This window comes from Siccirubricoccus phaeus, from assembly GCF_008360935.1.
Lineage (GTDB): Bacteria > Pseudomonadota > Alphaproteobacteria > Acetobacterales > Acetobacteraceae > Siccirubricoccus > Siccirubricoccus phaeus.
In genome coordinates, this window is sequence record NZ_SRXO01000022.1 from 79,972 (window position 1) to 101,594 (window position 21,623).

Here is a 21,623-nt window from a genome sequence, read left to right on the forward strand (position 1 = left end):
CGTCGGCGCGGATCACGGTCCGGAGCGGGTCGCCTCGCCTGTGCTCGGTGAACCCGCTCCAGCTTTTTGTTCTGTCGCATTTTCCGGGTCGTCCGGCGATTCCGCCGGAGTTGAAAATGCTCTAGGAGTCGGGCCCATGCGCCGCGCCCCCCTTGCCGCCCTGCTGCCGATGGCCGTCCTGGCCTGGCTGGCCCTGCCGAGTTCGGAGGCTGCCGCGCAATTCGGCGGCAACCGTGCCCGCAACCGCCCCACCGCCGCCGCGCCGCCGGAACGCCCGCCGCCGCCCGCCCTGCCCGGGCTGCAATACCGCAACGCGCCGGAGGCGATTCCGGCCGACCCCAATGCCGGCGACCTTTCCCCCAACGCCGCGCTGTTCGACGCCATCAACCGCGGCGACATGGCGGCGGCGCGGGATGCGGTGGCGCGCGGCGCGGATATCGAATCCCGCAACGTGCTGGGGCTGACGCCGATCGATTCCGCGGTGGATCAGGGGCGGACGGAGATCATGTTCTACCTGCTGTCCATCCGCACCGGGCTGCGCGGTGCGCCGGCCCCGGCCGAGGGGCCGCCGACCCGCGCCACCGCCGCCCCGCCCCCGGCCAGGATGCCCGCGCGGCGGGAGGCGGCGGCGCCGGCCACCGATCGCCCGCCGGCGCCGGTGCCGGAGGCGCGCAACCCGCGGCTCTGGGCCGGGGATGGCGGGGCGCCGATCCCCGCTATCGGCTTCCTCGGCTTCGATGCCGGACGCCCGGCGGTGGCGCCGCCCGCAGCGGCGTCGGCCCCGGCGGGGCGGAGGTCCGGCCGTGGCTGAGGCGCGGGCGGCCATCGTCAGCGGCGCCAGCCGCGGCATCGGCCTCGGCATCGCGGAACGCCTGGCCGCGGATGGCTGGCGCGTGCTGCTGACGGCCCGCAGCGGGGCGGCGCTGGAAGACGCCGCCGCCCGCCTGCCCGGCGCCGTGGCGCATCCCGCCGACCTGCGCGAGCCGGGCGCGGCGGCGGCGGCGGTGGCGGCCGCGCTGGCGGGGTTCGGCCGGCTGGACCTGGTGGTGAACAGCGCCGGCGCCACCCAGCGCGGCGACTTCCTGGAACTCTCCGACGCCGCCTGGGCCGATGGCTTCGCCCTGAAGCTGCATGGCGCGGTGCGGCTGACCCGCGCCGCCTGGCCGCATCTGCGGCAGACGGGCGGCGGCGTGGTGATGATCGCCGGCGTCGGCGGGCGGGTGGCGAGCGCCGATTTCACCATCGGCGGCAGCGTCAACGCGGCGCTGATGAACCTGACCAAGGCGCTGGCGGACAAGGGCGTGGCGGAGGGGGTACGGGTGAACTGCATCAACCCCGGCAGCATCCGCACCGGGCGGCTGGAAGGCCGGATCGCCACGGTGATGCGGGAGAAAGGGCTGGACCAGGCCGCCGCCGCGGTGGAGCTGGCGCGGCAGACCGGCGTGGCCCGCTTTGGCGAGCCGGCGGAGATCGCGGGCGTCGTCGCCTTCCTCGCCGGGCCGGACGGCGCCTATCTGCAGGGCGCGCTGCTGGACGTGGATGGCGGCTGGGTGCGGGCTGTGTAGCTTGACCCTCCCTCCCCCGGCGCTGCCGGGGGGGAGGGATGGGGGCTTCGCCCCCATGCCCCCAGCAGAGGGCGCTGCCCTCTGCACTCCCGCCGGGGACCGGACCGGTCCCCGGACCCCGGTCCGAGTTTTGGGTCCGGGGGTTGAACCTGCCGACGCTGATCGGGGGTGGGGGCATTGCGCCGTTGCTTCGCGCATATGGGGCCCTGCCCCTGGACCTATTCCGCGGCCACTCCCGAAAATTGCGCATCATGCAGCCGCCGGTACGGGCCGTTGGCCGCCAGCAGCGCCGCATGGGTGCCCTGCTCCGCAATGCCCGCCGCCGTCACCACCAGGATGCGGTCGGCATTCCGGATGGTGGCCAGGCGGTGGGCGATGACCAGCGTCGTCCGCCCCTCCGCCAGCTCGGCGAGCGAACGCTGGATGGCGCGCTCCGTCTCCGTATCCAGGGCGCTGGTGGCCTCGTCCAGGATCAGGATGGGCGGGTTCTTCAGGAAGATGCGGGCGATGGCGAGCCGCTGCTTCTGCCCGCCGGAAAGCTTCACCCCGCGCTCCCCGATCACCGTCTCCAGCCCCTCCGGCAGGGCGGCGATCATCTCGTCCAGCCGGGCGCGGCGGGCGGCCTCGCGGATCTCCGCCTCGGTCGCGTCCAGGCGGCCATAGGCGATGTTCTCCCGCAGCGTGCCAGCGAAGAGGAACACATCCTGCTGCACGATGCCGATCTGCCGCCGCAGCGAGGCGCGGGTCATGCGGCGGATGTCGATGCCGTCAATGGTGATGCGGCCCCGCTCCACCTCATAGAAGCGCGGCAATAGCGAGCAGAGCGTGGTCTTGCCGGCGCCGGAGGGGCCGACCAGCGCCACCGTCTCCCCGGCCCGGATCGTCAGATCGATGTCGCGCAGCACCGGGCGGCCAGGGGCGTAGCCGAAGGTGACGCCCTCATAGCGCACCTCGCCGGCAAGCTTCGGCGCCTCGACGGCATCCGGCGCGTCCGTGATGTCGGGTTCCTCCGCCAGCAGGGCGTTGTAGCTGCGCAGCCCGGCAAGGCCTTTCGGATAGGTCTCGATCACCGTGCCGATCTTGTCGAGCGGCCGGTAGAACACGCCGACCAGCAGCAGGAAGGCCATGAAATCGCCGATGGAGAGGCCGCCGCGCACCACCATCCAGGCGCCGGCCAGCATCACCGCCACCTGCACCGCCCGCATGCCGAGATAGTTCATGGTGATGGTCATCGCCATGGTGCGGTAGGCGGCGAGCTTGGTGTCGCGGTAGCGGAGGTTGTCGGCGGCGAAGAGGCGGCGCTCATGCGCCTCATTGGCGAAGGCCTGCACCACGCGCATGCCGCCGACATTCTCCTCGATGCGGGCGTTGAAGGCGCCGACGCGGCGGAATTGCTGCTGCCAGTTGCCGGTCATCCGCCCGCCATAGCGGATGACGATGAAGGCCGCGGCTGGCATCACCAGCGCCGCGACCAAAGCGAGCACCGGGTTCACGTAGACCATCAGCGCGAAGGCGCCGAGGAAGGTCAGCACCGCGATCAGCAGGTCTTCCGGCCCGTGATGCGCGACCTCGCCGATCTCCTCCAGATCCTTCGTCACGCGGCCGACGAGATGGCCGGTCTTCTGTCCGTCATAGAAGCGGAAGGAGAGTTTCTGCAGGTGGTCGAAGGCGCGGCGGCGCAATTCCGTCTCGATGGCGATGCCGAGGACGTGACCCCAATAGGCCATCACCGCCATCAGCCCGGCATTGGCCGCGTAGATCGCCATCAGCCCGGCCAGGGCGAGGAAGATCAGCGGCAGGTCCTGGCCCGGCAGCAATTGATCGATGAAGGCCCGCACGGCCATCGGGAAGAACAGCTCGAGCAGGCCGGACAGGGCGGCGCAGCCGAAGTCGAGCAGGAGCAGCCGGCGATGGGGCCGGTAGAGGGCGAGGAATTGGCGGAGCATTGCAGTGCATCATAGCGGAAGGTCGAGAGGGGCGCTGCCCCTCTCGAGCGCTCCCCGCCAAGGGCCGAAGGGCCCTTGGAACCCTTGAGCGTGGCGTCTCGACCGTCGCGCCTCGACTCATGGTTTCCAAAGGCCCTTCGGCCTTTGGCGGGTGGAGTTTGAGGAGGGCAGAGCCCTCCTCAACCCACCGCCTGGGCCGGCGGCACCCCAATGGCCTGCAGCAGCGCGAGCCCCGCGACCTCGCCGATGACGATCAGCGCCGGCGTCGGCAGCGCCGCCCGCTTCGCGTCCAGCGTGCAGGCGCCCAGCGTGCTGCGCAGCGTGGCCTGCCCCGGCAGCGAGGCCTGGGCGATGATGGCGACCGGCGTCGCAGCCGGCCGTCCCGCCGCCAGCAGCCGCAGCGCGATCTCGTCCAGCCGGGAGAGCGCCATGAAGGCGGCGATGGTGCCGCCCGCCCGCCCCAGCGCGTCCCAGTCCACGCTTTCCGGCAGCGCGCCCGTTTCGTCATGCCCGGTGACGAAGGTGACGGCGCTGGCGGTGCCGCGATGGGTCAGCGGCACGCCCGCCGCCGCCGGCGCCGCGGTGCCGGCGGTGACGCCCGGCACCACGCGCCAGGGGATGCCGGCCGCATTCAGCGCCTGGGCTTCCTCCCCGCCGCGGCCGAACAGGAAGGGGTCGCCGCCCTTCAGCCGCACCACGCGCAGCCCGGCGCGGGCGCCGGCGATCATCCGGGCATTGATCTTCGCCTGGGACATCGGCGCCTGGCCCTTGCGCTTGCCCACCGGCAGCAGCGTGGCCCCGGGCCGGGCCAGGCGCAGCACGGCGCGGCCGGGCAGCGCGTCGTGCAGGATCACGTCGGCGCGGGCGATGGCGCTGGCGGCGCGGCGGGTGAGCAGGCCGGGGTCGCCCGGCCCGGCGCCGACCAGCCAGACCTCCCCCGGGGCGGGGCCGTCGCCGCTGGCCAGGGCAGAGCCGTAATCCACGTCAGACATTCGTATGAATCCGCAGGGCATCCGGGGAATTCGGGCTTTCCGCGCCCTCGCGCAAGCCGAATTCGCGGGAAAAGCTCATATTCACGCCGGCTGCTTGATAAGAACCAACCCAGCCGTTAAATCCAGAGAACCTACGCTGCCCCTGCGTGCAGCCAGAGCGGCCACAGGATATTCCCGCATGAGCACCCCCCCGAAGGCGCGCCCAGCCACCGCCCCGCTGGCCTTCACCGGCAACCGCCTGCGCGATGGCCGCGTGGCCTGGCTGGGGGAGGGCGGCATCTGGGTGGACCGGGTGGCGGAGGCGCGCATCTTCCCGCCGGAACAGGCGGCGGAGGGGCTGGCGCTGGCGCAGCAGGGCGAGGCGGCGCAGCTCGTCGTCGGCGTCTATGGCGTGGAACTGCTTCTGGCGGGTGGCGTGCCGGTGCCGGCGAAGTACCGCGAAAGGCTGCGTGCCGCCGGCCCCAGCGTGGCGGCGGAGCCCGCCGAATGGCGGATGGCCTCCTGAGATGAACGCCATCGCCCCCCGCGCCGTGGCGCCCGTCCCGCCCCATGCCCGCACCTACCGCTATGACGCGGTGGACCGCGAATTCCTGGCCGAGCGCATCGCCGAATTCGAGGGCCAGGTGCAGCGCCGCCTGGCCGGCGAGCTGACGGAGGAGGAGTTCAAGCCGCTGCGGCTGATGAACGGCCTCTACCTGCAGCTTCACGCCTATATGCTGCGCGTCGCCATCCCCTATGGCGTGCTGAACGCGGCGCAGCTGCGCCAGCTTGCCTACATCGCCCGGCGCTGGGACCGGGGCTTCGGCCATTTCACCACGCGGCAGAACATCCAGTTCAATTGGACGAAGCTGGAAGACGTGCCGGACATGCTGCGCGCCCTGGCGGCGGTGGACATGCACGCCATCCAGACCAGCGGCAATTGCATCCGCAACGTCACCACGGATGAATATGCCGGCGCCGCGCCGGATGAGGTGGTGGATCCGCGCATCTATGCCGAGATCCTGCGGCAATGGTCCACGCTGCACCCGGAATTCACCTGGCTGCCGCGCAAGTTCAAGATCGCCATCACCGGCGCGGCGGAGGACCGCGTGGCGCTGCGGCTGCACGATGTGGGGCTGGAGGCGAAGCGGAACGCGGCGGGCGAGATCGGCTTCGCCGTCCATGCCGGCGGCGGCATGGGACGCACGCCGCTGATCGCCACGAAGCTGCGGGACTTCCTGCCGGAGGCGGAGCTGCTCGGCTATCTGGAAGCCGTGCTGCGCAGCTACAACGCGCTCGGCCAGCGGGACAATATCTACAAGGCGCGCATCAAGATCCTGGTGCGCGACCTGGGCGCGGAGTTCGCGGAGATGGTGGAGCGGGAATACGCCGCCATGCCGCGCGACCGCTTCCGGCTGGATCCGGCTATCGTCGCCGCCATCCGCCAGCATTTCGCGCCGCCGCCCTTCCTGGCGCTGAACGACGTGGCGCTGCCGGAGGCGCCGGAATTCCGCGCCTGGGCGGCGCGCAGCGTGCGGCCGCACCGGCAGCCGGGCTATGCCAGCGTGACCATTTCCCTGAAGCCGATCGGCGGCATCCCGGGCGATGCCAGCGCGGCGCAGATGGAGGTGGTGGCCGGGCTGGCGGAGCGCTTCTCCTTCGGCGAGATCCGCGTCAGCCATGTGCAGAACCTGGTGCTGCCGCATGTGCGGCAGGAGGATCTGCCCGATCTGTGGGAGGAACTGCGCGCGGCCGGGCTGGCGACGCCGAATATCGGCCTGGTCTCCGACATCATCGCCTGCCCAGGGATGGATTACTGCGCCCTGGCGACGGCGCGCAGCATCCCGGTGGCGCAGCGCATCTCCGAACGCTTCGCCGATCTCGACAGGCAGCTCGATATCGGCGAGTGCTTCGTGAACATTTCCGGCTGCATCAATGCCTGTGGCCACCATCATGTGGGGCATATCGGCATCCTGGGCGTCGATAAGCGCGGCGAGGAAGTCTACCAGGTCACGCTCGGCGGCGCCGCGGGCAATGACGCGGCGCTGGGGGAGCTGGTGGGGCCGGCCTTCTCCTATGACGATATCGTCGACGCCATCGAGACCATCCTGCTGACCCATGTGGCGCACCGCCTGCCGGGCGAGCGCTTCATCGATTGCTACCGCCGCATCGGCCTCGCGCCGTTCAAGGAGGCGCTCTATGCCGCTGCTTGAGGATGGCCGCCTGGTGGACGATGCCTGGGTGAGCGTGGCGGATGACGCCGTGCTGCCGGACAGCCCCGCCATCCTCTCCCTGGCGCGGCTGCGGCGGGACGCGGCGGAGTTGGCTTCGCGCCGCGCGCCGCTCGGCCTGGTGCTGCCGCCGGAGGTGGCGGTGGCGGAGATCGCCGATCTGCTGCCGCTTCTCTCGCTGGTGGCGCTGGTGCTGCCGAAATTCCGCGATGGCCGCGCCTTCACCCAGGCCCGCGCGCTGCGCGAGCAGCACGGCTTCACCGGCGAGATCCGCGCGACCGGCCATGTGATCCCGGACCAGTACCTCGCGCTGCTGCGCTGCGGCGTCTCCACCGTGGAGGTGCCGGCGGGCGCGGACCCGGCGGTGTGGGATGCGGCGCGGCGCGTCATCGGCATCGCCTATCAGCGCGCGGTGGTGCCGGACTCGCCGCTTTCCCTGCTGCGGCGCAAGCTGGAGATCGCCTGAGATGCGGCGCCGTTCCTTCCTGGCGCTCGGCGCCGCGGCGCTGGCGCGGCCGGCCCTGGCCGCCGCCGAATGGCCGGCGGAGCGTTCCATCCGCTACATCGTGCCGGTGGCGCCGGGCGGCAGCCAGGACATCGTGGCGCGGCTCTTCGCGCGGCACCTCACCCCGGCGCTCGGCCAGAACGTGGTGGTGGAGAACCTGCCGGGCGCCGGCAGCAATATCGGCTACGAGCACGCGGCGAAGGCCAGGCCGGATGGCTATACGCTGCTGGCGGGCTCCGACAGCCTCGCCATCAACAAGGCGCTGTTCCCGAAGCTGGGCTTCGACCCGGTGGAGGATTTCGCGCCGGTGGCGCAGGGCGTGCGGGTGCCGCAGATCTTTGTCGTGCGCGCGGATTCGCCGGCGCGCAGCTTCGAGGAATTCCTCGGCCTGGCGCGGCGGCAGCCGGTGGCGGTGGGCACGCCGGGCAATGGCAGCCTGGCGCATCTGCTGGGCGAGCAGATCCAGGCCGCGGCGGAGGTTCGCTGGACCCACGCGCCCTATCGCGGCGGCGCGCTGGCGGTGAATGATCTGCTGGGCGGCAGCCTGCAGGGCGTGCTGATCAATATCGGCGCGGTGGCGGACCATGTGAAGGTCGGGCGGCTGCGCGGGCTGTTCGTCTCCTCCGCCGCGCGCACCCAGGCGCTGCCGGGGGTGCCGGCGCTGGGCGAGGTCGGCTTCCGCGGGGCGGAGGCGGTGGGCTGGCACGGCATCGTTGCGCCGAAGGACCTGGACCCGGCCATTGCCGTGCGGGTCAATGCGGCGATCGGCGGCGTGCTGAAGCAGCCGGAGGTGGCGGAGCGCGTCGCGGCGCTGGGGCTGGAGCCAGTGGAGGCGCCACCCGAGGCGCTGGGCGTGCTGATCCGCGCGGATGCGGCGCGCTGGGCGGAGGTGGTGCGGCGCGCCCGCATCCAGCCGGATTGAGGCGCGGCCGGGTGGCCGCTTTGCCAGGGAGGCGTTGATGCTGCCGCTTGCCCTCGACATCGCCGCATGGCGCGTGCTGCTGGTGGGCGATGGCCGCGCCGCGCTGGCCCGGCTCGAGATGCTGGAGACCGGCGGGGCGCGCGACCTGGCGGTGTTCGCGCCGGATCCCTCGCCGGCGCTGCGCGAGAGGGCCGGGGCTCGGCTGGTGGAAAGGCTGCCGGAGGCGGCGGAGATCGCCGCGGCACGGCTGCTGCTGATGGCCGGGCTGAGCGAGGCGGAGAGCGCGCGCCTGGCGGCGATCGCTCGGGCGCACCGGGTGCTGGTGAATGCGGAGGATGTGCCGCCGCTCTGCGACGCCTATGCGCTGGCCATGGTGCGGCGGGGCAACCTCGTCATCGGCGTCTCCACGGAGGGGCGGAGCCCGGCCTTTGCCCGCGGGCTGCGGCAATGGCTGCAGCACCGCTTCGGGCCGGAATGGCAGGCGCGGCTGGACCAGGCGGCAGCGCTGCGCGCAAGGCTGCGGCGCAGCGGCGCGGCGCCTGCCGCCGTCACCGCCGCCACGACGGAGCTGCTGGAGGGCTGGCTGCCAGACCCGCTGGCCGCGCCGGGCCGTTCGCGCGAGGGCTGAAGGACGCCGTCGTCCGGGCACGCGACAGCACGCGACGCCGTCGAGCGTACCCTAGAGCGGGATCGGTTGAGCTGCGCTCACCCGCCCCGCTCTAGCTCATTGTTCGGTCGCGTGATTCACGGTTTCGGTCGATTCGACCTCAACCGATCACGCGCTAACGCCAATCGGCCGATCCGCCGGCCGGCCCAAAGGCCGCGCCGAAGGGCACTTCGCATGAGTCGGCGATCGGGGCTGCGGGCACAAGCCCCAGCCATGGTCCGTTCATGGCAGGAATGCCGCGCAGCGCTGCCGCGCCTGGCGCCGAGGGCGCGCTATTCGCGCGATGCGGCTTCGTCATGGGCCTGAAAACAGCACCATGGCCCGCGCGATGGGTTGCCTTCGACAGCGTCGAAGGCGCCTTCCGTTACGCGCATCGGCCGCGCTTGCGCCAGGGCGGCAACGGCGCTCAACTACCCCGCCCGCCGCAACGCCCCGCCGGCGAAGCGCGCCGAGGAGGAAACGCCCCCATGCCCTTCCCGCTGCAAGAATCCAACCCCGAGGCCCTTGGCCTGGACCCCAGGCCCCTGGCGCGGCTCTGCGCCGTCATCGAGCAGCATATCGCCGAGGGCCGCCACCCTGGCGCCCAGGTGGCGGTCGCGCGGCACGGCAAGCTGGCGCTGTTCCGCAGCTTCGGCAAGGCGAAGGTCTCGCCCGATGTGGCGGCGAATGACCGCACCCTCTTCCTCATGTACTCCAACACCAAGGTCGTCACCGCCGCCGCCATCTGGACGCTGGTGGAGGACGGCAAGCTGCGCTTCAGCGACCCCATCGCGCAGCACATCCCGGAATTCGCCGCCAACGGGAAGGGCGGCATCACCGTGCTGCAACTCCTGACGCATCAGGGCGGCTTCCCCGGCGCCGCCGTGCCGCCGGAATGCTGGACGGACCACGCCCTGCTGCGGCGGACGGTCAGCAGCTTCACCCTGGAATGGACCCCCGGCAGCAAGGTGCAATACCACCCGGCTGCGGCGCATTGGGTGGCGGCGGTGCTGATCGAGGCGCTGACCGGCGAGGATTTCCGGACCTATATCCGCAACCGCATCCTGCTGCCGCTGGGGCTGGAGGATGACGTCTTCGTCGGCCTGCCGGAGGCGGCGACGGGGCGCGCGGCGGATATCTACGACCCGCCGGAGAACGGCGCCTTCCCGCCCCGCCCCTCGGAGAACACCCCGGCGCACCATGCGGCGGGCATCCCGGGCGGTGGCGGCTACGGCACGGCGCGCGGCATGGCGGCCTTCTACCAGGCGCTCGGCGCCGGCGGTGCGCTGGGTGGGGTGCGCATCCTGGCGCCGCGGACGCTGGAATTCGTGACGCGCAACTTCACCGGCGACCGCATCGACGAATATATGGGCCTGCCCATGTGCCGCGGCATCGGCCCGCATTCGCGCGGCGAATACCCGGTGGCGCGCGGCCTCGGCGCCATCGCGCATCCGCGCACCTTCGGGCATGGCGGCGTCGGCTCCTCCTATTGCTGGGCGGACCCGACCAGCGGGGTATCCTTCGCCTTCTTCTCCAATTGCCGCCAGGGGAATGAATGGCACGAGGCGCGAATGGATGTGCTGAGCAATCTCGCGCATATGGCGATCCTGCCGGGGTAGGGGGGTGCGGCCACCCCCACCCTCCACCCGCCAGCGGGGAAGGGAGTCAGGGGCGCCGGGTCAACAGGCTCACGGCCAGCACCGCGACCAGGGCGATGACGCCCGCGCGGTGCTCGGCGATCCACTCCAGGGCTGGTTGCAGCATCCGCCTATTCCACCCGCAGGGCGGCGCCGGCGGCAAGGGGGGCGAGGGGCAGGGCGGCGGCCAGCAGCGCCCCCAGCAGCAGCAGATAGGGGGCGGGGGAAAGCCCGGCCGCCGCCGCCTCGATGCCGGCGGCGCCGAAGATCACCGCCGGGATGGCCAGCGGCAGCACCAGCAGCGGCAGCAGCACGCCGCCGCGCCGCGCGCCCAGCGTCAGCGCCGCGCCGGCGGTGCCAAGCAGGGAGAGGAACCCCGCTGCCATCCCCAGCGCCGCCATCGCGGCCGGCCAGGCCGGCACCGGCAGGTTCAGCATGGCGGCCGCCACGGGCGTGGCCAGCAGCAGCGGCAGGCCGGTGGTGAGCCAATGCGCTGCGGCCTTGGCCGCCGCCACCGCGCTGGGGCCCAGCCCGCTGAGCAGCAATTGGTCCAGCGTTCCATCCTCCGCATCCGCGCCGAACATCCGTTCCAGCGGCAGCAGCGCGGCCAGCAGGGCGGCGGCCAGCAGCGCGCCGGGGGCCAGCCGCGCCAGCGCCTCCGGCGCCGGGCCGATGCCGAAGGGGAACAGCGCCGCCACCAGCACGAAGAACAGCACCGCCGCGAGGCTGTCGCCCGGATGCCGCAGCGCCAGCCGCAATTCCCGCGCCAGCAGGGCCAGCCAGGCTTTCATGCCGCCGCCGCACCGCGCATGGCGCGCCCTGCCCAGCCCGGGCCATGCTGCGCGCGCAGCGGGAGGAGGGCGGCATGGCGGTACGACGCATCGTGGCGAATATCAGCGCCGAGGATCTGGCGCCGGCCCAGGCCTTCTATGGCGAGCTGCTCGGCCTCGACATCGTCATGGATCTCGGCTGGATCGTCACCTTCGCGGCGCCCGGGCAGGCGGTGCCGCAGGTCAGCATCGCGCTGGAAGGCGGCAACGGCGCCCCCGTGCCGGACCTCTCCATCGAGGTGGCGGGCGAGGAGCTGGAGGCGCTGCACCGCCGCGCCCTCACCGCCGGCTACGCCGTGGAATACGGGCCGGTGACGGAGCCCTGGGGCGTGCGCCGCTTCTTCCTGCGCGACCCCTTCGGCCGGCTGGTGAACATCCTGACGCATGTCTGAGGCCCGGTTCACAGCCGCAACTCCCGCGCGCCGGGCAGCGGCAGTGGCAGGTGGGTGGCGGCCAGCACCATGCCCCCCGCCGCCCGGTGCGCCGCCAGCAGCGCCCCGAGACGCGCCACGGAGGCGGCATCCAGCCCCACCGTCGGCTCATCCAGCAGCCAGAGCGGGACCGGCGCCAAGGGGGAAACCAGCGCCAGCCGCGCCAGGGCCAGCCGGCGCTTCTGCCCGGCGGAGAGCACCCGCGCCGGCAGCTCGGCCAGCGGCAGCAGATCCAGCGCCGCCAGCGCCGCTGCCGTATCCCCGCCCCAGAGCCGGGCGTAGAAGCCGAGATTCTCGGCGGCCGTCAGCGCCGGCTTCAGCGCCTCCTGATGCGAGACATAGCGCAGCCGCCGCGCATGGGCGGCGCGGTCCGCCAGCGCATCCGCCCCGTCCCACAGCAGCCGCCCCTCCGCCGGCGCCAGCAGCCCGGCGAGCAGCCTGAGCAGGCTGGACTTGCCCGCGCCGTTGGCGCCGAGGAGCTGCACCGCCTCCCCCGCGCCCAGCGCAAAGCTGAGCCCGGCGAAAACCACCCTCTCCCCGCGCAGGCAGGCCAGGTTCTCGGCTTGCAGCATTCTCAATTGGCTATCGGTACGATAGCCGGGCGGCCCGTGGACCCCCGCGGCCGCACATGCTTAAACCCCAGGCATGGCGCGCCCGCGCGGGGCGCGAGGTGAAGAAGGGTTCTCGGACCATGCGGATGATCGGGCAGGACAGCCTCAAAACCCGCCGCACCCTGGCGGTGGACGGCAAGACCTACCATTACTTCAGCCTGCCCGAGGCGGCCAAGAGCATCGGCGACATCAGCCGCCTGCCCTTCAGCCTGAAGGTGCTGCTGGAGAATGTGCTGCGCTTCGAGGATGGCCGCAGCTACACGGTGAACGACGCCAAATCGATCGCCGGCTGGCTGCCCGCCGGCAAGTCCGAGAAGGAAGTGCCCTTCCGCCCCGCCCGCATCCTGATGCAGGATTTCACCGGCGTTCCCGCCGTGGTGGACCTCGCGGCGATGCGCGACGGCATCATCAAGCTCGGCGGCGATCCGCGGAAGGTGAACCCGCTGGTGCCGGTCGATCTGGTCATCGACCACTCCGTCATGGTCGATGTCTCCGGCACGCCCGCGGCGCTGAAGCAGAATGTGGACATCGAATTCGAGCGCAATGGCGAGCGCTATGAATTCCTCCGCTGGGGCCAGTCCTCCTTCGACAATTTCCGCGTCGTGCCGCCGGGCACCGGCATCTGCCACCAGGTGAACCTGGAATACCTGGCGCAGGTGGTCTGGACCGCGACGGATGCCGGCGACACCTTCGTCTATCCCGATAGCTGCTACGGCACGGACAGCCATACGACGATGGTCAACGGCCTCGGCGTGCTGGGCTGGGGCGTCGGCGGCATCGAGGCGGAAGCGGCGATGCTCGGCCAGCCCATCGCCATGCTCATCCCGGACGTCATCGGCTTCAAGCTGCACGGCAAGCTGAAGGAAGGCGTGACGGCGACCGACCTGGTGCTGACCGTCACGCAGATGCTGCGCAAGAAGGGCGTGGTCGGGAAGTTCGTCGAGTTCTTCGGCCCGGGCCTCGACGATCTGCCGCTGGCGGACCGCGCCACCATCGGCAACATGGCGCCGGAATACGGCGCCACCTGCGGCTTCTTCCCGGTGGATGCGGTGACGCTTTCCTATCTGCGCCTCTCCGGCCGGGATGAGCACCGCATCAAGCTGGTGGAGGAATTCTGCAAGGCGCAGGGGATGTGGCGCGACAGCTCCACCCCCGACCCGGTCTTCACCGATACGCTGGAGCTCGACCTCTCCACCGTCGAGCCCTCCATGGCCGGGCCGAAGCGGCCGCAGGACCGGGTGGCGCTCGCCAGCGCCGCGACCGCCTTCGCCAAGGACCTCGCCGCCGGCACCATGGGCGTGCCGGGCGACGAGGCGACGAAGCGGGTGAAGGTCGAGGGCGCCAATTACGATCTCGGCCATGGCGATGTGGTGATCGCCGCCATCACCTCCTGCACCAACACCTCGAACCCCTATGTGCTGGTCGCGGCCGGGCTGGTGGCGAAGAAGGCGGTGGCGAAGGGGCTGACGGCGAAGCCCTGGGTGAAGACCTCCCTCGCCCCCGGCTCCCAGGTGGTGACCGAATACCTGGAGAAGTCCGGGCTGCAGAAGGATCTGGACGCGCTCGGCTTCCAGACCGTGGGCTATGGCTGCACCACCTGCATCGGCAATAGCGGTCCGCTGCCGGACCCGATCGTGGACGCCATCGAGAACAACAAGCTGGTCGCCGTCTCCGTGCTCTCCGGCAACCGCAACTTCGAAGGCCGGGTGCACGCCAATGTGCGCGCCAACTACCTCGCCTCCCCGCCGCTGGTCGTCGCCTATGCGCTGGCCGGCACCATCACGAAGAACCTGACGACCGACCCGATCGGCACCGGCAAGGATGGCCAGCCGGTCTTCCTCAAGGACATCTGGCCGACCCAGAAGGAGGTGGACGACACCGTCCACTCCGTCGTGACGCGCGACATGTTCCTCGAGAAGTACGGCGACGTGTTCAAGGGGCCGACGCAGTGGCAGGCCATCCGCGTCGAGGCGGACAGCGATACCTATCGCTGGAACAGCGGCTCCACCTACGTCCAGAACCCGCCTTACTTCGAGGGCATGACGGCCGAGGTGAAGCCGGTGCAGTCGATTCAGGGCGCGCGGGTGCTGGCGCTGCTGGCGGACAGCATCACCACCGACCACATCTCCCCGGCCGGCAACATCCGCAAGACCTCGCCCGCCGGCGAATACCTGCTGGAACACCAGGTGCGGCAGGCCGACTTCAACAGCTACGGCGCCCGCCGCGGCAACCACCAGGTGATGATGCGCGGCACCTTCGCCAATATCCGCATCAAGAACGAGATGGTGCCGGGCACCGAGGGCGGCATCTCCAAGCATTACCCCTCCGGCGACGTCGCGCCGATCTACGACGTGGCGATGCGCTACAAGCGGGAGGGGGTGCCGCTGGTGGTGTTCGGCGGCAAGGAATACGGCACCGGCTCCTCGCGCGACTGGGCGGCGAAGGGCACCTTCCTGCTCGGCATCAAGGCGGTCGTGGCGGAGAGCTTCGAGCGCATTCACCGCTCCAACCTCGTCGGCATGGGCGTGCTGCCGCTGGTCTTCCAGAATGGCGAGGACCGCAAGTCGCTCGGCCTGAAGGGCGATGAGCAGGTGGACATTCTGGGGATGGAGGCGCTGAAGCCGCGCATGCAGCTTGAGCTGGTCATCACCCGCGCCGATGGCAGCAAGCATTCCACCAAGGTGCTGTGCCGCATCGATACGGCGGATGAGGTCGAGTACTACAAGAATGGCGGCATCCTGCACTACGTGCTGCGCGGGATGGCCAAAGCGGCCTAAGCCTTGATCCCCACGAAGCCGCTGGCGCGGCTTCGTGGGGGCGCCCCAGGCGGCGCTGCGCGCCGCCATGGGGCCCTTTGGGCGAGGGTGATTAGGGCCTCGCACAGCCTGTCGCGGCAAAGCCGCGCCAGGGCATCGGGTGATCCGGTTCCACTGCAAACGCAGGCTTTCCAAAGGCCTTTCGGCCTTAGAGCGTGATCGGTTGAGGTCGAATCGACCGAAACCGTGAATCACGCGACCGAACAATGAGCTAGAGCGGGGCGGGTGAGCGCAGCTCAACCGATCCCGCTCTAGGGCCACCCCATCGACAATGCTGCGCATTGCCGATGGGGCCGCGGCGGGGTGAGCTCGAGAGGGCGCGCCGTAAGGCGCCTTACGGCGCGACTCCTCCCGCCGCTACGGCGCCACTTCCTGCGACAATGACCGCGCCGCCGGCTGGGCGATGGGCGGCAGGCGGGAGATCGCCTCCGCTTCCGCCGCCTGCCGCACCGGCGATGCCGGCTGCGGCGTCGCTGCCGCGGGGCTGGGCGCTTCCGCCTCGGCCGGCGGCGCCGGGCTTTCCGCCGCAGGGCCGGGCGCCGCGGCCGGCGCCGGGCCTTCCGCCGCCGCCGGGGGCGGGGGTGGCGGGGCCACCACCGGGGGCGGCGGCACGATGGGCGGCAGGCCGGTCACGGCCGGTGTCGCGGCCGGCGCGCCCGCCGCCGGTGCCGGCCCCGCGCCGGGCGTCCTGGCCGAAGCCGCCGCGGCCGAGGTCGCCGCCGGGTCGGTGGTGTAGTCCGGCACGATCCGCGCCTGGTTGCCGCTGATCACCAGCACCCGCTGCCCCACCACCAGCGGCGTCTGGTCCCGCTGGGTGACGGAGACGAGCTCCTGCTTCGCCGTGCGGACGACGTATTCGAAGGCCCTGGTGTCCACCACGGTGTGCTCGGCCGCCGTGCCCACCAGCCCGCCCAGCAGCGCGCCGCCGACACCGCCCAGCGCCGAGGCGATGCCGCTCGGCGCCTGCGCGCCCAGCACGCCGCCCGCCGCGGCGCCGGTGGCGGCGCCGGTACTGCCCTCGGCGCTGACCTGCACATCCCGGCGGCCGACCACCACCCCCTGCTCCACCTTGTTCGCCTGCTGCACGGCGCGGGTGGCGTAGGTGTCCGGGGAATAATCGGAGGTGCAGCCGGCCAGCAAGGCGAGCACGGCGATGAGGGGGGCGTTTCGCAAAGGCGGGGTCCCATCCGGTGCTGCGCTGCAGATAGGCCGGCGATGTGGCGAAGTCACGGCAAGGAGCCGGAACGGTCCGGCCGCGCCCCGGTCGCCGCCGCAGGGACCCGGCCCGGCCGGGCGCGCCGCGCCGGGGCCGGCGCCGCCCCTTGCCCCTGCCGCGGCTTTTGCCGTGGCAGGCTGTGCGCAGCGCCGGTCGCCCCGGGGGCCTCCTTGGGCCTCCTGCAATGGCGCGGAGCGACGCCCTGGGGGAGGTTCGTGGCCCCCATGGCGCTGCGCCGGCAGCGCCATGGGGAGATAATCAGCGGCTCTGCTGCTCCCGCTGCGCGAGCTGGGCGATCTGCCCCTGCATCGCCTGCAGCAGCGCCTGGATGGAGCCGTTATTGCGCTGGATGACGCTGGAATACTCGCTGCGTTGGGTGAGGCGGAGCGAGGTCCCCTCCGCGATCACATCGACGACGCGCGGCTGGCCGCCCACTTCCGAAACCCGCCAGTCCAGGGAGAAGGGGGCGGTGTTCGGCCGCTCGATGATGGTGTTCACCAGCACATCCTCCTCGGTGCGCTGCTGGCTGCGGCCGAGGGAGAAGCGCACGCCCTGGTATTCCCCGAAGCGGGCGGAGAGGTTGCGGATCAGCGTCTCCTCGAACAGCTTCATGTATTCCTGCTGCTGCTGCGGGGTGGCCTGGCGCCACCAGCGGCCAAGGATGAAGCGGCCGACGCCCTCGATATCCACTGCCCGGCGCAGCACCGCCGCCACCTTCTGACGGCGGGTGGCCAAATCGGCGCGGGTGTCGTTCAGCGCCGCCACCAGCTCCTGGCCCGTCGCCTGGATGAACTGGGTGGCGCGGGCGTTGTCCTGCGCCCGGGCCGGGCCGGCGAGGCCCAGGGCGGGCAGGGCTAGCAGGCCGGCAGCGGCGAACAGGGAACGGCGGGGGAAGCGGATCATGGGTGGGGCGCTTTCCTTGGGAGGGCCCAGGGGGCGTTGAAAAGAAGGGTCAGGGCGTTGCAGGAAGGGTTCCGTCCTCAACGCTCCGGCGTGACGCCGGTGCCGACGCCGAAACCAGTGCCGCCGGCAGCGGCCGGCGCAGCCTGCCCGGCATTGCGGATCTCGGCCGCCCGGCGCTGGCGATAGGCGCTGCGCAGCGTGGCATAGGGGTCGAGCGAGGTCCGCTCCACGTCATCCAGCGCGTCCAGCAGGCTTTCGCGGGTATCCACCACGGTCATGCCGCCACGGACGCCGGTCAGCACATCCACCGCCACGCCCTGGCCGACCCAGGTGAGCGGATCCCCGGCGATGCCGAGGCCGAAGCCGGTCAGGTCCCGCGGGTTGGAGGGGCCGAGGACGGGGATGAAGAGGTAGGGGCCTTCCCCCACCCCCCAGCGCGCCAGGGTCTGGCCGTAATCCTCGGTATGACCGCGCACGCCGAACAGGCTGGAGGCGACATCGAAGATGCCGGCGACGCCGAGGGTGGTGTTGACAACGAAACGGCCCAGCGTATCGCCGGCCCGCCGCGGCTCGCCCTGCAGCATGTCATTCGCCAGGATGACCGGGGTGCGGAGATTGCCCAGCACGTTGCGGATGCCGGTGCGGACGGGCTGCGGCACCACGCCGCGGTAGGCGCTGGCCACCGGCCGCAGCACCACCCGGTCGATGCCCTGGTGCACATCGTACATGGTGCGGTTGAAGGGCTCGGCCGGGTCGTTGTTCTGCTCGAACTCGGCCACCGCGTCGGGGTCGGCGGGGTCCGGCCGCGTGGCGCAGCCGGCCAGCAGGGCGACGGCGAGCGCCAGGGCGAGCAGGGGGGCATTCGGCGGCATCAGGCGCATCGGCGACGGAACCCTTCGGCCTACAGGGGCGGGAGACTGCCCGGATATGGCGTGCCGGAGCGCAAGGTCCAGCGGAGCGGCAGCCGCCTCCCCTGACGATGCCTTCGGCACCTTCCGGCCTGCCGCCCATAGCATCCTTCGCCGGTATGCCGTAACGGCCCTCGAGTAACCATACGCAACGCTTGCGAATATCGGCGTGAGGAGGCACATGCCGGCCATGGACCAGACCTCGCCCGCCGCCGCCGGCACCCTGCAGCGCTGGCTGACCGGCCCGCGGGTCGGCGGCCTGCCGCATCTGGCGGCGCTGCCCGCGCCGCGGCTTTCCTTCGAATTCTTCCCGCCCCGGACCGAGGCGCTGGAAGCCCAGCTCTGGGCCTGCATCAGGCGGCTGGAGCCGCTGCGGCCGGCCTTCGTCTCCGTCACCTACGGGGCGGGGGGCACCACCCAGGCCCGCACCCATGCGACGGTGGCACGCATCGTGCAGGAGACCAGCCTGGTGCCGGCGGCGCATCTCACCTGCGTCGGCGCGACGCGGGCGGAGGTGGAGGAGGTGGCGCGGCGCTACTGGGAGGCGGGGGTGCGGCACATCGTCGCCCTGCGCGGCGACCCGCCGGCGGGCGCCACGGGCTATGCCCCGCATCCGGGGGGCTTCGCCTATGCCGCCGACCTGGTGGCCGGGCTGAAGCGCATCGCCCCCTTCGAGATCAGCGTCGCCGCCTATCCGGAGACCCATCCGGCGGCGGTCTCGCCGGAGGCGGACCTGGACAACCTCAAGCGCAAGATCGATGCGGGCGCGACCCGCGCCATCACCCAGTATTTCTTCGATACCGGGGTCTATCTGCGCTTCCTCGACCGCTGCGCGGCGGCCGGGATTACCGTCCCGATCGTCCCCGGCATCATGCCGGTTTCCAATTTCACCCAGATGCGGAAATTCTCCGCCATGTGCGGCGCGGGCGTGCCGGACTGGATGGGCACCCTGTTCGAGGGGCTGGAGGAGGACGCCGAAACCCGCCGGCTGGTGGCGGCGGTGGTGGCGGCGGAGCAGGTGCGGCTGCTGCAGGCGAATGGGGTGGACGAGTTCCATTTCTACACGCTGAACCGGCCGGATCTGGTCTATGCCATCGCGCATCTGCTGGGTGCCCGGCCAGCGCCAAGGGGGTAGGCGTTTGGGTTAGGCGGAGCCCCATAGGGCCAGGGACGGGGCCGCCCCCCAGGAGCCTCCCCGGGGCCCCTACCCTGAGTCGGCAGGTTCAACCGTCGGGCCTGAGACTCGGACCGGGGTCCGGGGCCAGGTCCTGGCCCCGGCGGGGGTTCGGGGGCAGCGCCCCCGACCTTTCCAGCCGCTCGAAGCAGCGACTGCCCTCAGCGCTGGGCCGACTGGCTCCGCAGCTCCCGCGCCCGGGCCAGGACCTTGTCCTCGAATTCCGAATTCGTGGCCTGGGAGACCGGGCTGTCGATCCACTGCCCCCGGTCGTTCACCTGGCGGAAGACCTGCACCCGGATGCCGTCCGAGCGGAGCTGCCGGCCCATGACATAAGCCTGGGCGCGGAAACGCTCATTCTGCGCGCCGGGCGGGGCGTACCAATCGGTGATGATGGTGCCGCCGAAGGGGTCGGCGGAGGCCAGCGGCATGAAGGACAGGGTATCGAGCGTGGCCCGCCAGAGATAGGCGTTCACCGCCAGCCCGGAGGCGCCGCCGGCCGCCGCCGCCTCCCGCGCTTCCCGCTCCTTGTCCACGCCGAAGATGACGAGGCCGGCGGTCTGGCCGCCGCTGCGCTGGCGCGGGGCGGAGCCCCGCCAGTCGCCATATTCGTCATTCTGCACGCCGCGGGTGTTTTCGCCGCAGGCGGCGAGCAGGGGCAGCGCCGCGCAGGCGGCCAGGAGGAAGGGCTTCATGGGCTGGATGACCACCGTATGACCGCGACCGGTTAATCCTGTTCCCCGGCCGGCGGCAAGGGCCGAAATTGAAATGGGGCGGCGGATCGCTCCGCCGCCCCGTTCCGGAAGACCTGGCCGATCAGAAGGCCAGGCGGACGCCGGTGAGGAAGACGCTGGCCTTCACCCGGTCCACGCCCGGGGCCGCGGCGGAGAAGGCGCGCGGGGTGGCGTTGGCGCTCGGCTCCTTCATCTCCTGGCGGATGTATTCCGCGATCAGGTCGAGGCCCGGGGCCAGCCGGTAGGTGGCGCCCACGGAGTAGGCCCAGCGGCGCTGGCCGCGCGGGCTGTTGACGGTGTCCGGCGCCCGGGTGCCGTCGGCATTGTAGTTGCTGGTGTTCCAGGCATCGGTACCGGCGTACTGGCCGGAATAGAAGTTGGCGCCGATGGTGAGCGGGCCGGCATTGTAGCTCGCGCCGCCGAAGAACATCGACATCCGCTTATCGCCGCGGACCGACGGGATGTAGTAGAAGCTGGTGTTGCCCCACATGTAGCCGCCACCGACGGTGAAGCCCATGTAAGTGGCCTGCGCGCCGACCTGGTAGACTTCCGGGTTGCGCAGGTTGCGGCGGATGTCGCCGCTCGGGCTGATGTCGCGCACGACCTGGGAGAACATGCCGTTCGCGCCGACGGCGAGGCCGACGCCCGCCACCGAGCCGCGCCAGCGGACGGCCCACTGCAGCTCGTTGTAGCGGCCCGGCTGGTCGTGCGAGCGGCCGTTGCTCTGGATGTTCGTCACCGCATAGGCGCGATCGCAGTTCAGGCTGGCGTAGCTGTTCAAGCAGCCCGTGTCCTCGCCCTCGGCTTCGTTCGCGGCGTAGGAGAAGCCGAAGTCGAGGCCGAAGAATTGCGGCGAGAGATAGATGATCTTGGTGTTGTCACCCACGCTGCCCGGCGTGGTGCCGGTGCGGTTCGGGCGGACGATGAAGCTCTCGAAGTCGCCATAGGCACCGCCGGTGCCGAAGTTGGACACCCAGCCGACGTTCATCAGGCCGCCGAAGGGGCCGTCCTCGTCGCCGAAGCGGATCTGGCCGAGGGTCGGGGAGGCGATGAAGGCGTACATCTCGTCGATATTGGCGCCGGTCTTCTTGCTGAAGGCGCGGCGGGCGTCGGAGCGGACGGTACCTTCGGAGCTGTCGAACTCGATTTCGATCACCGCGCCGTAGGTCAGGCCGTTCGCCGTCTTGCCGTTGACGAAGACATGGACTTCAGCGTCGGTCGAGAAGTCGCCATGGCCGAGGCGGGCGGAGCCGGGGATGTTGCCGGTCGAGCTGACGGCACCGTTGTCGCCCGGATTCTGGTTCATCGTGACGTTGGTCGGCGACGTCGCGTTCTGCTGCGTGTAGCCGTAATATGCCCGGAAGTAACCGCCGACCCGAACTGTCGGGGCTTCCTGCGCCTCGGCGGCCATCGGCGCCAGGAGCGCCGCGCCGACCGCGGCGGTCGTGCCCAGAAGAATCTTACGCATTCCATCCTCCTCACGCGCCGGGCACGCCCGGCAGTTCCCACGACCCGCTGCCCCCCTGAGGCGTGGTCCCGTTCACCCGCCGCAATCGCCGGTTTCACGCGGCAATTGG

At 71.5% G+C, this 21,623-nt stretch carries 20 protein-coding genes; 11 read left to right on the forward strand and 9 right to left on the reverse strand.

Annotated elements, in window-relative coordinates; all coding sequences use genetic code 11:
- The first annotated feature begins 136 nt into the window (after positions 1 to 136).
- Both E5N76_RS23840 and E5N76_RS23845 read left to right on the forward strand, forming a co-directional pair.
- On the forward strand, positions 137 to 811 hold the full coding sequence (locus tag E5N76_RS23840; RefSeq protein WP_149539821.1) for an ankyrin repeat domain-containing protein: 675 nt from the start codon (positions 137 to 139) through the stop codon (positions 809 to 811).
- Positions 804 to 1,565, forward strand: coding sequence for an SDR family oxidoreductase (locus E5N76_RS23845; RefSeq protein ID WP_207792091.1), 762 nt, complete (start codon positions 804 to 806; stop codon positions 1,563 to 1,565). The genes E5N76_RS23840 and E5N76_RS23845 overlap by 8 nt, the downstream gene beginning before the upstream one ends.
- Before the next feature lie 218 nt (positions 1,566 to 1,783).
- Here E5N76_RS23845 and E5N76_RS23850 read toward each other — a convergent pair whose 3' ends face one another.
- On the reverse strand, positions 1,784 to 3,511 hold the full coding sequence (locus tag E5N76_RS23850) for an ABC transporter ATP-binding protein (RefSeq protein ID WP_149539823.1): 1,728 nt from the start codon (positions 3,509 to 3,511) through the stop codon (positions 1,784 to 1,786).
- Between the two features lie 179 nt (positions 3,512 to 3,690).
- Positions 3,691 to 4,503: a uroporphyrinogen-III C-methyltransferase gene (gene cobA, locus E5N76_RS23855; RefSeq protein WP_149539824.1), complete on the reverse strand. Its 813-nt coding sequence runs from the start codon at positions 4,501 to 4,503 to the stop codon at positions 3,691 to 3,693.
- Positions 4,504 to 4,681: 178 nt separating this feature from the next.
- Between cobA and E5N76_RS23860 the strand changes: the two genes are divergently transcribed.
- The 6 genes from E5N76_RS23860 (at position 4,682) to E5N76_RS23885 (ending at position 10,405) form a co-directional block, all read left to right on the forward strand.
- A complete protein-coding gene (locus tag E5N76_RS23860) occupies positions 4,682 to 5,008 on the forward strand; it encodes a DUF2849 domain-containing protein (RefSeq protein WP_149539825.1) in 327 nt (108 codons plus the stop codon).
- 1 nt (position 5,009) lies between these two features.
- On the forward strand, positions 5,010 to 6,695 hold the full coding sequence (locus E5N76_RS23865) for a nitrite/sulfite reductase (protein ID WP_149539826.1): 1,686 nt from the start codon (positions 5,010 to 5,012) through the stop codon (positions 6,693 to 6,695).
- Positions 6,682 to 7,179, forward strand: coding sequence for a DUF934 domain-containing protein (locus tag E5N76_RS23870; RefSeq protein ID WP_149539827.1), 498 nt, complete (start codon positions 6,682 to 6,684; stop codon positions 7,177 to 7,179). Before E5N76_RS23865 ends, E5N76_RS23870 begins: the two co-directional genes overlap by 14 nt.
- 1 nt (position 7,180) lies before the next feature.
- A complete protein-coding gene (locus E5N76_RS23875; RefSeq protein WP_149539828.1) occupies positions 7,181 to 8,140 on the forward strand; it encodes a Bug family tripartite tricarboxylate transporter substrate binding protein in 960 nt (319 codons plus the stop codon).
- Between the two features lie 37 nt (positions 8,141 to 8,177).
- Positions 8,178 to 8,768, forward strand: a complete 591-nt coding sequence (locus E5N76_RS23880; RefSeq protein WP_187830355.1) for a precorrin-2 dehydrogenase/sirohydrochlorin ferrochelatase family protein — start codon at positions 8,178 to 8,180, stop codon at positions 8,766 to 8,768.
- A gap of 506 nt (positions 8,769 to 9,274) precedes the next feature.
- Positions 9,275 to 10,405 carry a serine hydrolase domain-containing protein gene (locus tag E5N76_RS23885; RefSeq protein ID WP_187830356.1) on the forward strand — a complete coding sequence of 377 codons (1,131 nt, stop codon included), beginning with the start codon at positions 9,275 to 9,277 and terminating at the stop codon, positions 10,403 to 10,405.
- 149 nt (positions 10,406 to 10,554) lie between these two features.
- Here E5N76_RS23885 and ccmB read toward each other — a convergent pair whose 3' ends face one another.
- Positions 10,555 to 11,214, reverse strand: a complete 660-nt coding sequence (gene ccmB, locus E5N76_RS23890; protein ID WP_149539834.1) for a heme exporter protein CcmB — start codon at positions 11,212 to 11,214, stop codon at positions 10,555 to 10,557.
- Positions 11,215 to 11,258: 44 nt separating this feature from the next.
- Here ccmB and E5N76_RS23895 point away from each other — a divergent pair, with 44 nt between their 5' ends.
- Positions 11,259 to 11,645 (forward strand): VOC family protein, encoded by a 387-nt coding sequence (locus tag E5N76_RS23895; RefSeq protein WP_235907850.1) that lies wholly within the window; start codon positions 11,259 to 11,261, stop codon positions 11,643 to 11,645.
- Between the two features lie 8 nt (positions 11,646 to 11,653).
- Here E5N76_RS23895 and ccmA read toward each other — a convergent pair whose 3' ends face one another.
- Entirely contained in the window at positions 11,654 to 12,256 is a 603-nt protein-coding gene (gene ccmA / locus E5N76_RS23900; RefSeq protein ID WP_149539836.1) for a heme ABC exporter ATP-binding protein CcmA, read from the reverse strand.
- Between the two features lie 119 nt (positions 12,257 to 12,375).
- On the opposite strand from ccmA, the gene acnA reads away from it, so the two are divergent.
- Entirely contained in the window at positions 12,376 to 15,072 is a 2,697-nt protein-coding gene (acnA, locus tag E5N76_RS23905) for an aconitate hydratase AcnA (protein ID WP_149539838.1), read from the forward strand.
- Between the two features lie 396 nt (positions 15,073 to 15,468).
- On the opposite strand, the gene E5N76_RS23910 is transcribed toward acnA, so the two are convergent.
- The 3 genes from E5N76_RS23910 to E5N76_RS23920 all read right to left on the reverse strand — a co-directional run bounded on the left by E5N76_RS23910 (position 15,469) and on the right by E5N76_RS23920 (position 18,102).
- Positions 15,469 to 16,284, reverse strand: coding sequence for a hypothetical protein (locus tag E5N76_RS23910; RefSeq protein WP_187830357.1), 816 nt, complete (start codon positions 16,282 to 16,284; stop codon positions 15,469 to 15,471).
- A 301-nt stretch (positions 16,285 to 16,585) separates the two neighbouring features.
- Positions 16,586 to 17,230: an MlaC/ttg2D family ABC transporter substrate-binding protein gene (locus tag E5N76_RS23915; RefSeq protein WP_149539840.1), complete on the reverse strand. Its 645-nt coding sequence runs from the start codon at positions 17,228 to 17,230 to the stop codon at positions 16,586 to 16,588.
- A gap of 77 nt (positions 17,231 to 17,307) precedes the next feature.
- The gene (locus E5N76_RS23920; RefSeq protein WP_235907851.1) at positions 17,308 to 18,102 is read right to left on the reverse strand and encodes an MlaA family lipoprotein; all 795 of its coding nucleotides are present in this window, start codon (positions 18,100 to 18,102) and stop codon (positions 17,308 to 17,310) included.
- A gap of 226 nt (positions 18,103 to 18,328) precedes the next feature.
- Between E5N76_RS23920 and metF the strand changes: the two genes are divergently transcribed.
- On the forward strand, positions 18,329 to 19,273 hold the full coding sequence (gene metF / locus E5N76_RS23925) for a methylenetetrahydrofolate reductase [NAD(P)H] (protein ID WP_149539844.1): 945 nt from the start codon (positions 18,329 to 18,331) through the stop codon (positions 19,271 to 19,273).
- Between the two features lie 200 nt (positions 19,274 to 19,473).
- On the opposite strand, the gene E5N76_RS23930 is transcribed toward metF, so the two are convergent.
- Positions 19,474 to 20,007: a DUF3576 domain-containing protein gene (locus E5N76_RS23930; protein WP_149539846.1), complete on the reverse strand. Its 534-nt coding sequence runs from the start codon at positions 20,005 to 20,007 to the stop codon at positions 19,474 to 19,476.
- Between the two features lie 121 nt (positions 20,008 to 20,128).
- Positions 20,129 to 21,514 (reverse strand): porin, encoded by a 1,386-nt coding sequence (locus tag E5N76_RS23935; protein ID WP_149539848.1) that lies wholly within the window; start codon positions 21,512 to 21,514, stop codon positions 20,129 to 20,131.
- Between the last annotated feature and the right edge of the window lie 109 nt (positions 21,515 to 21,623).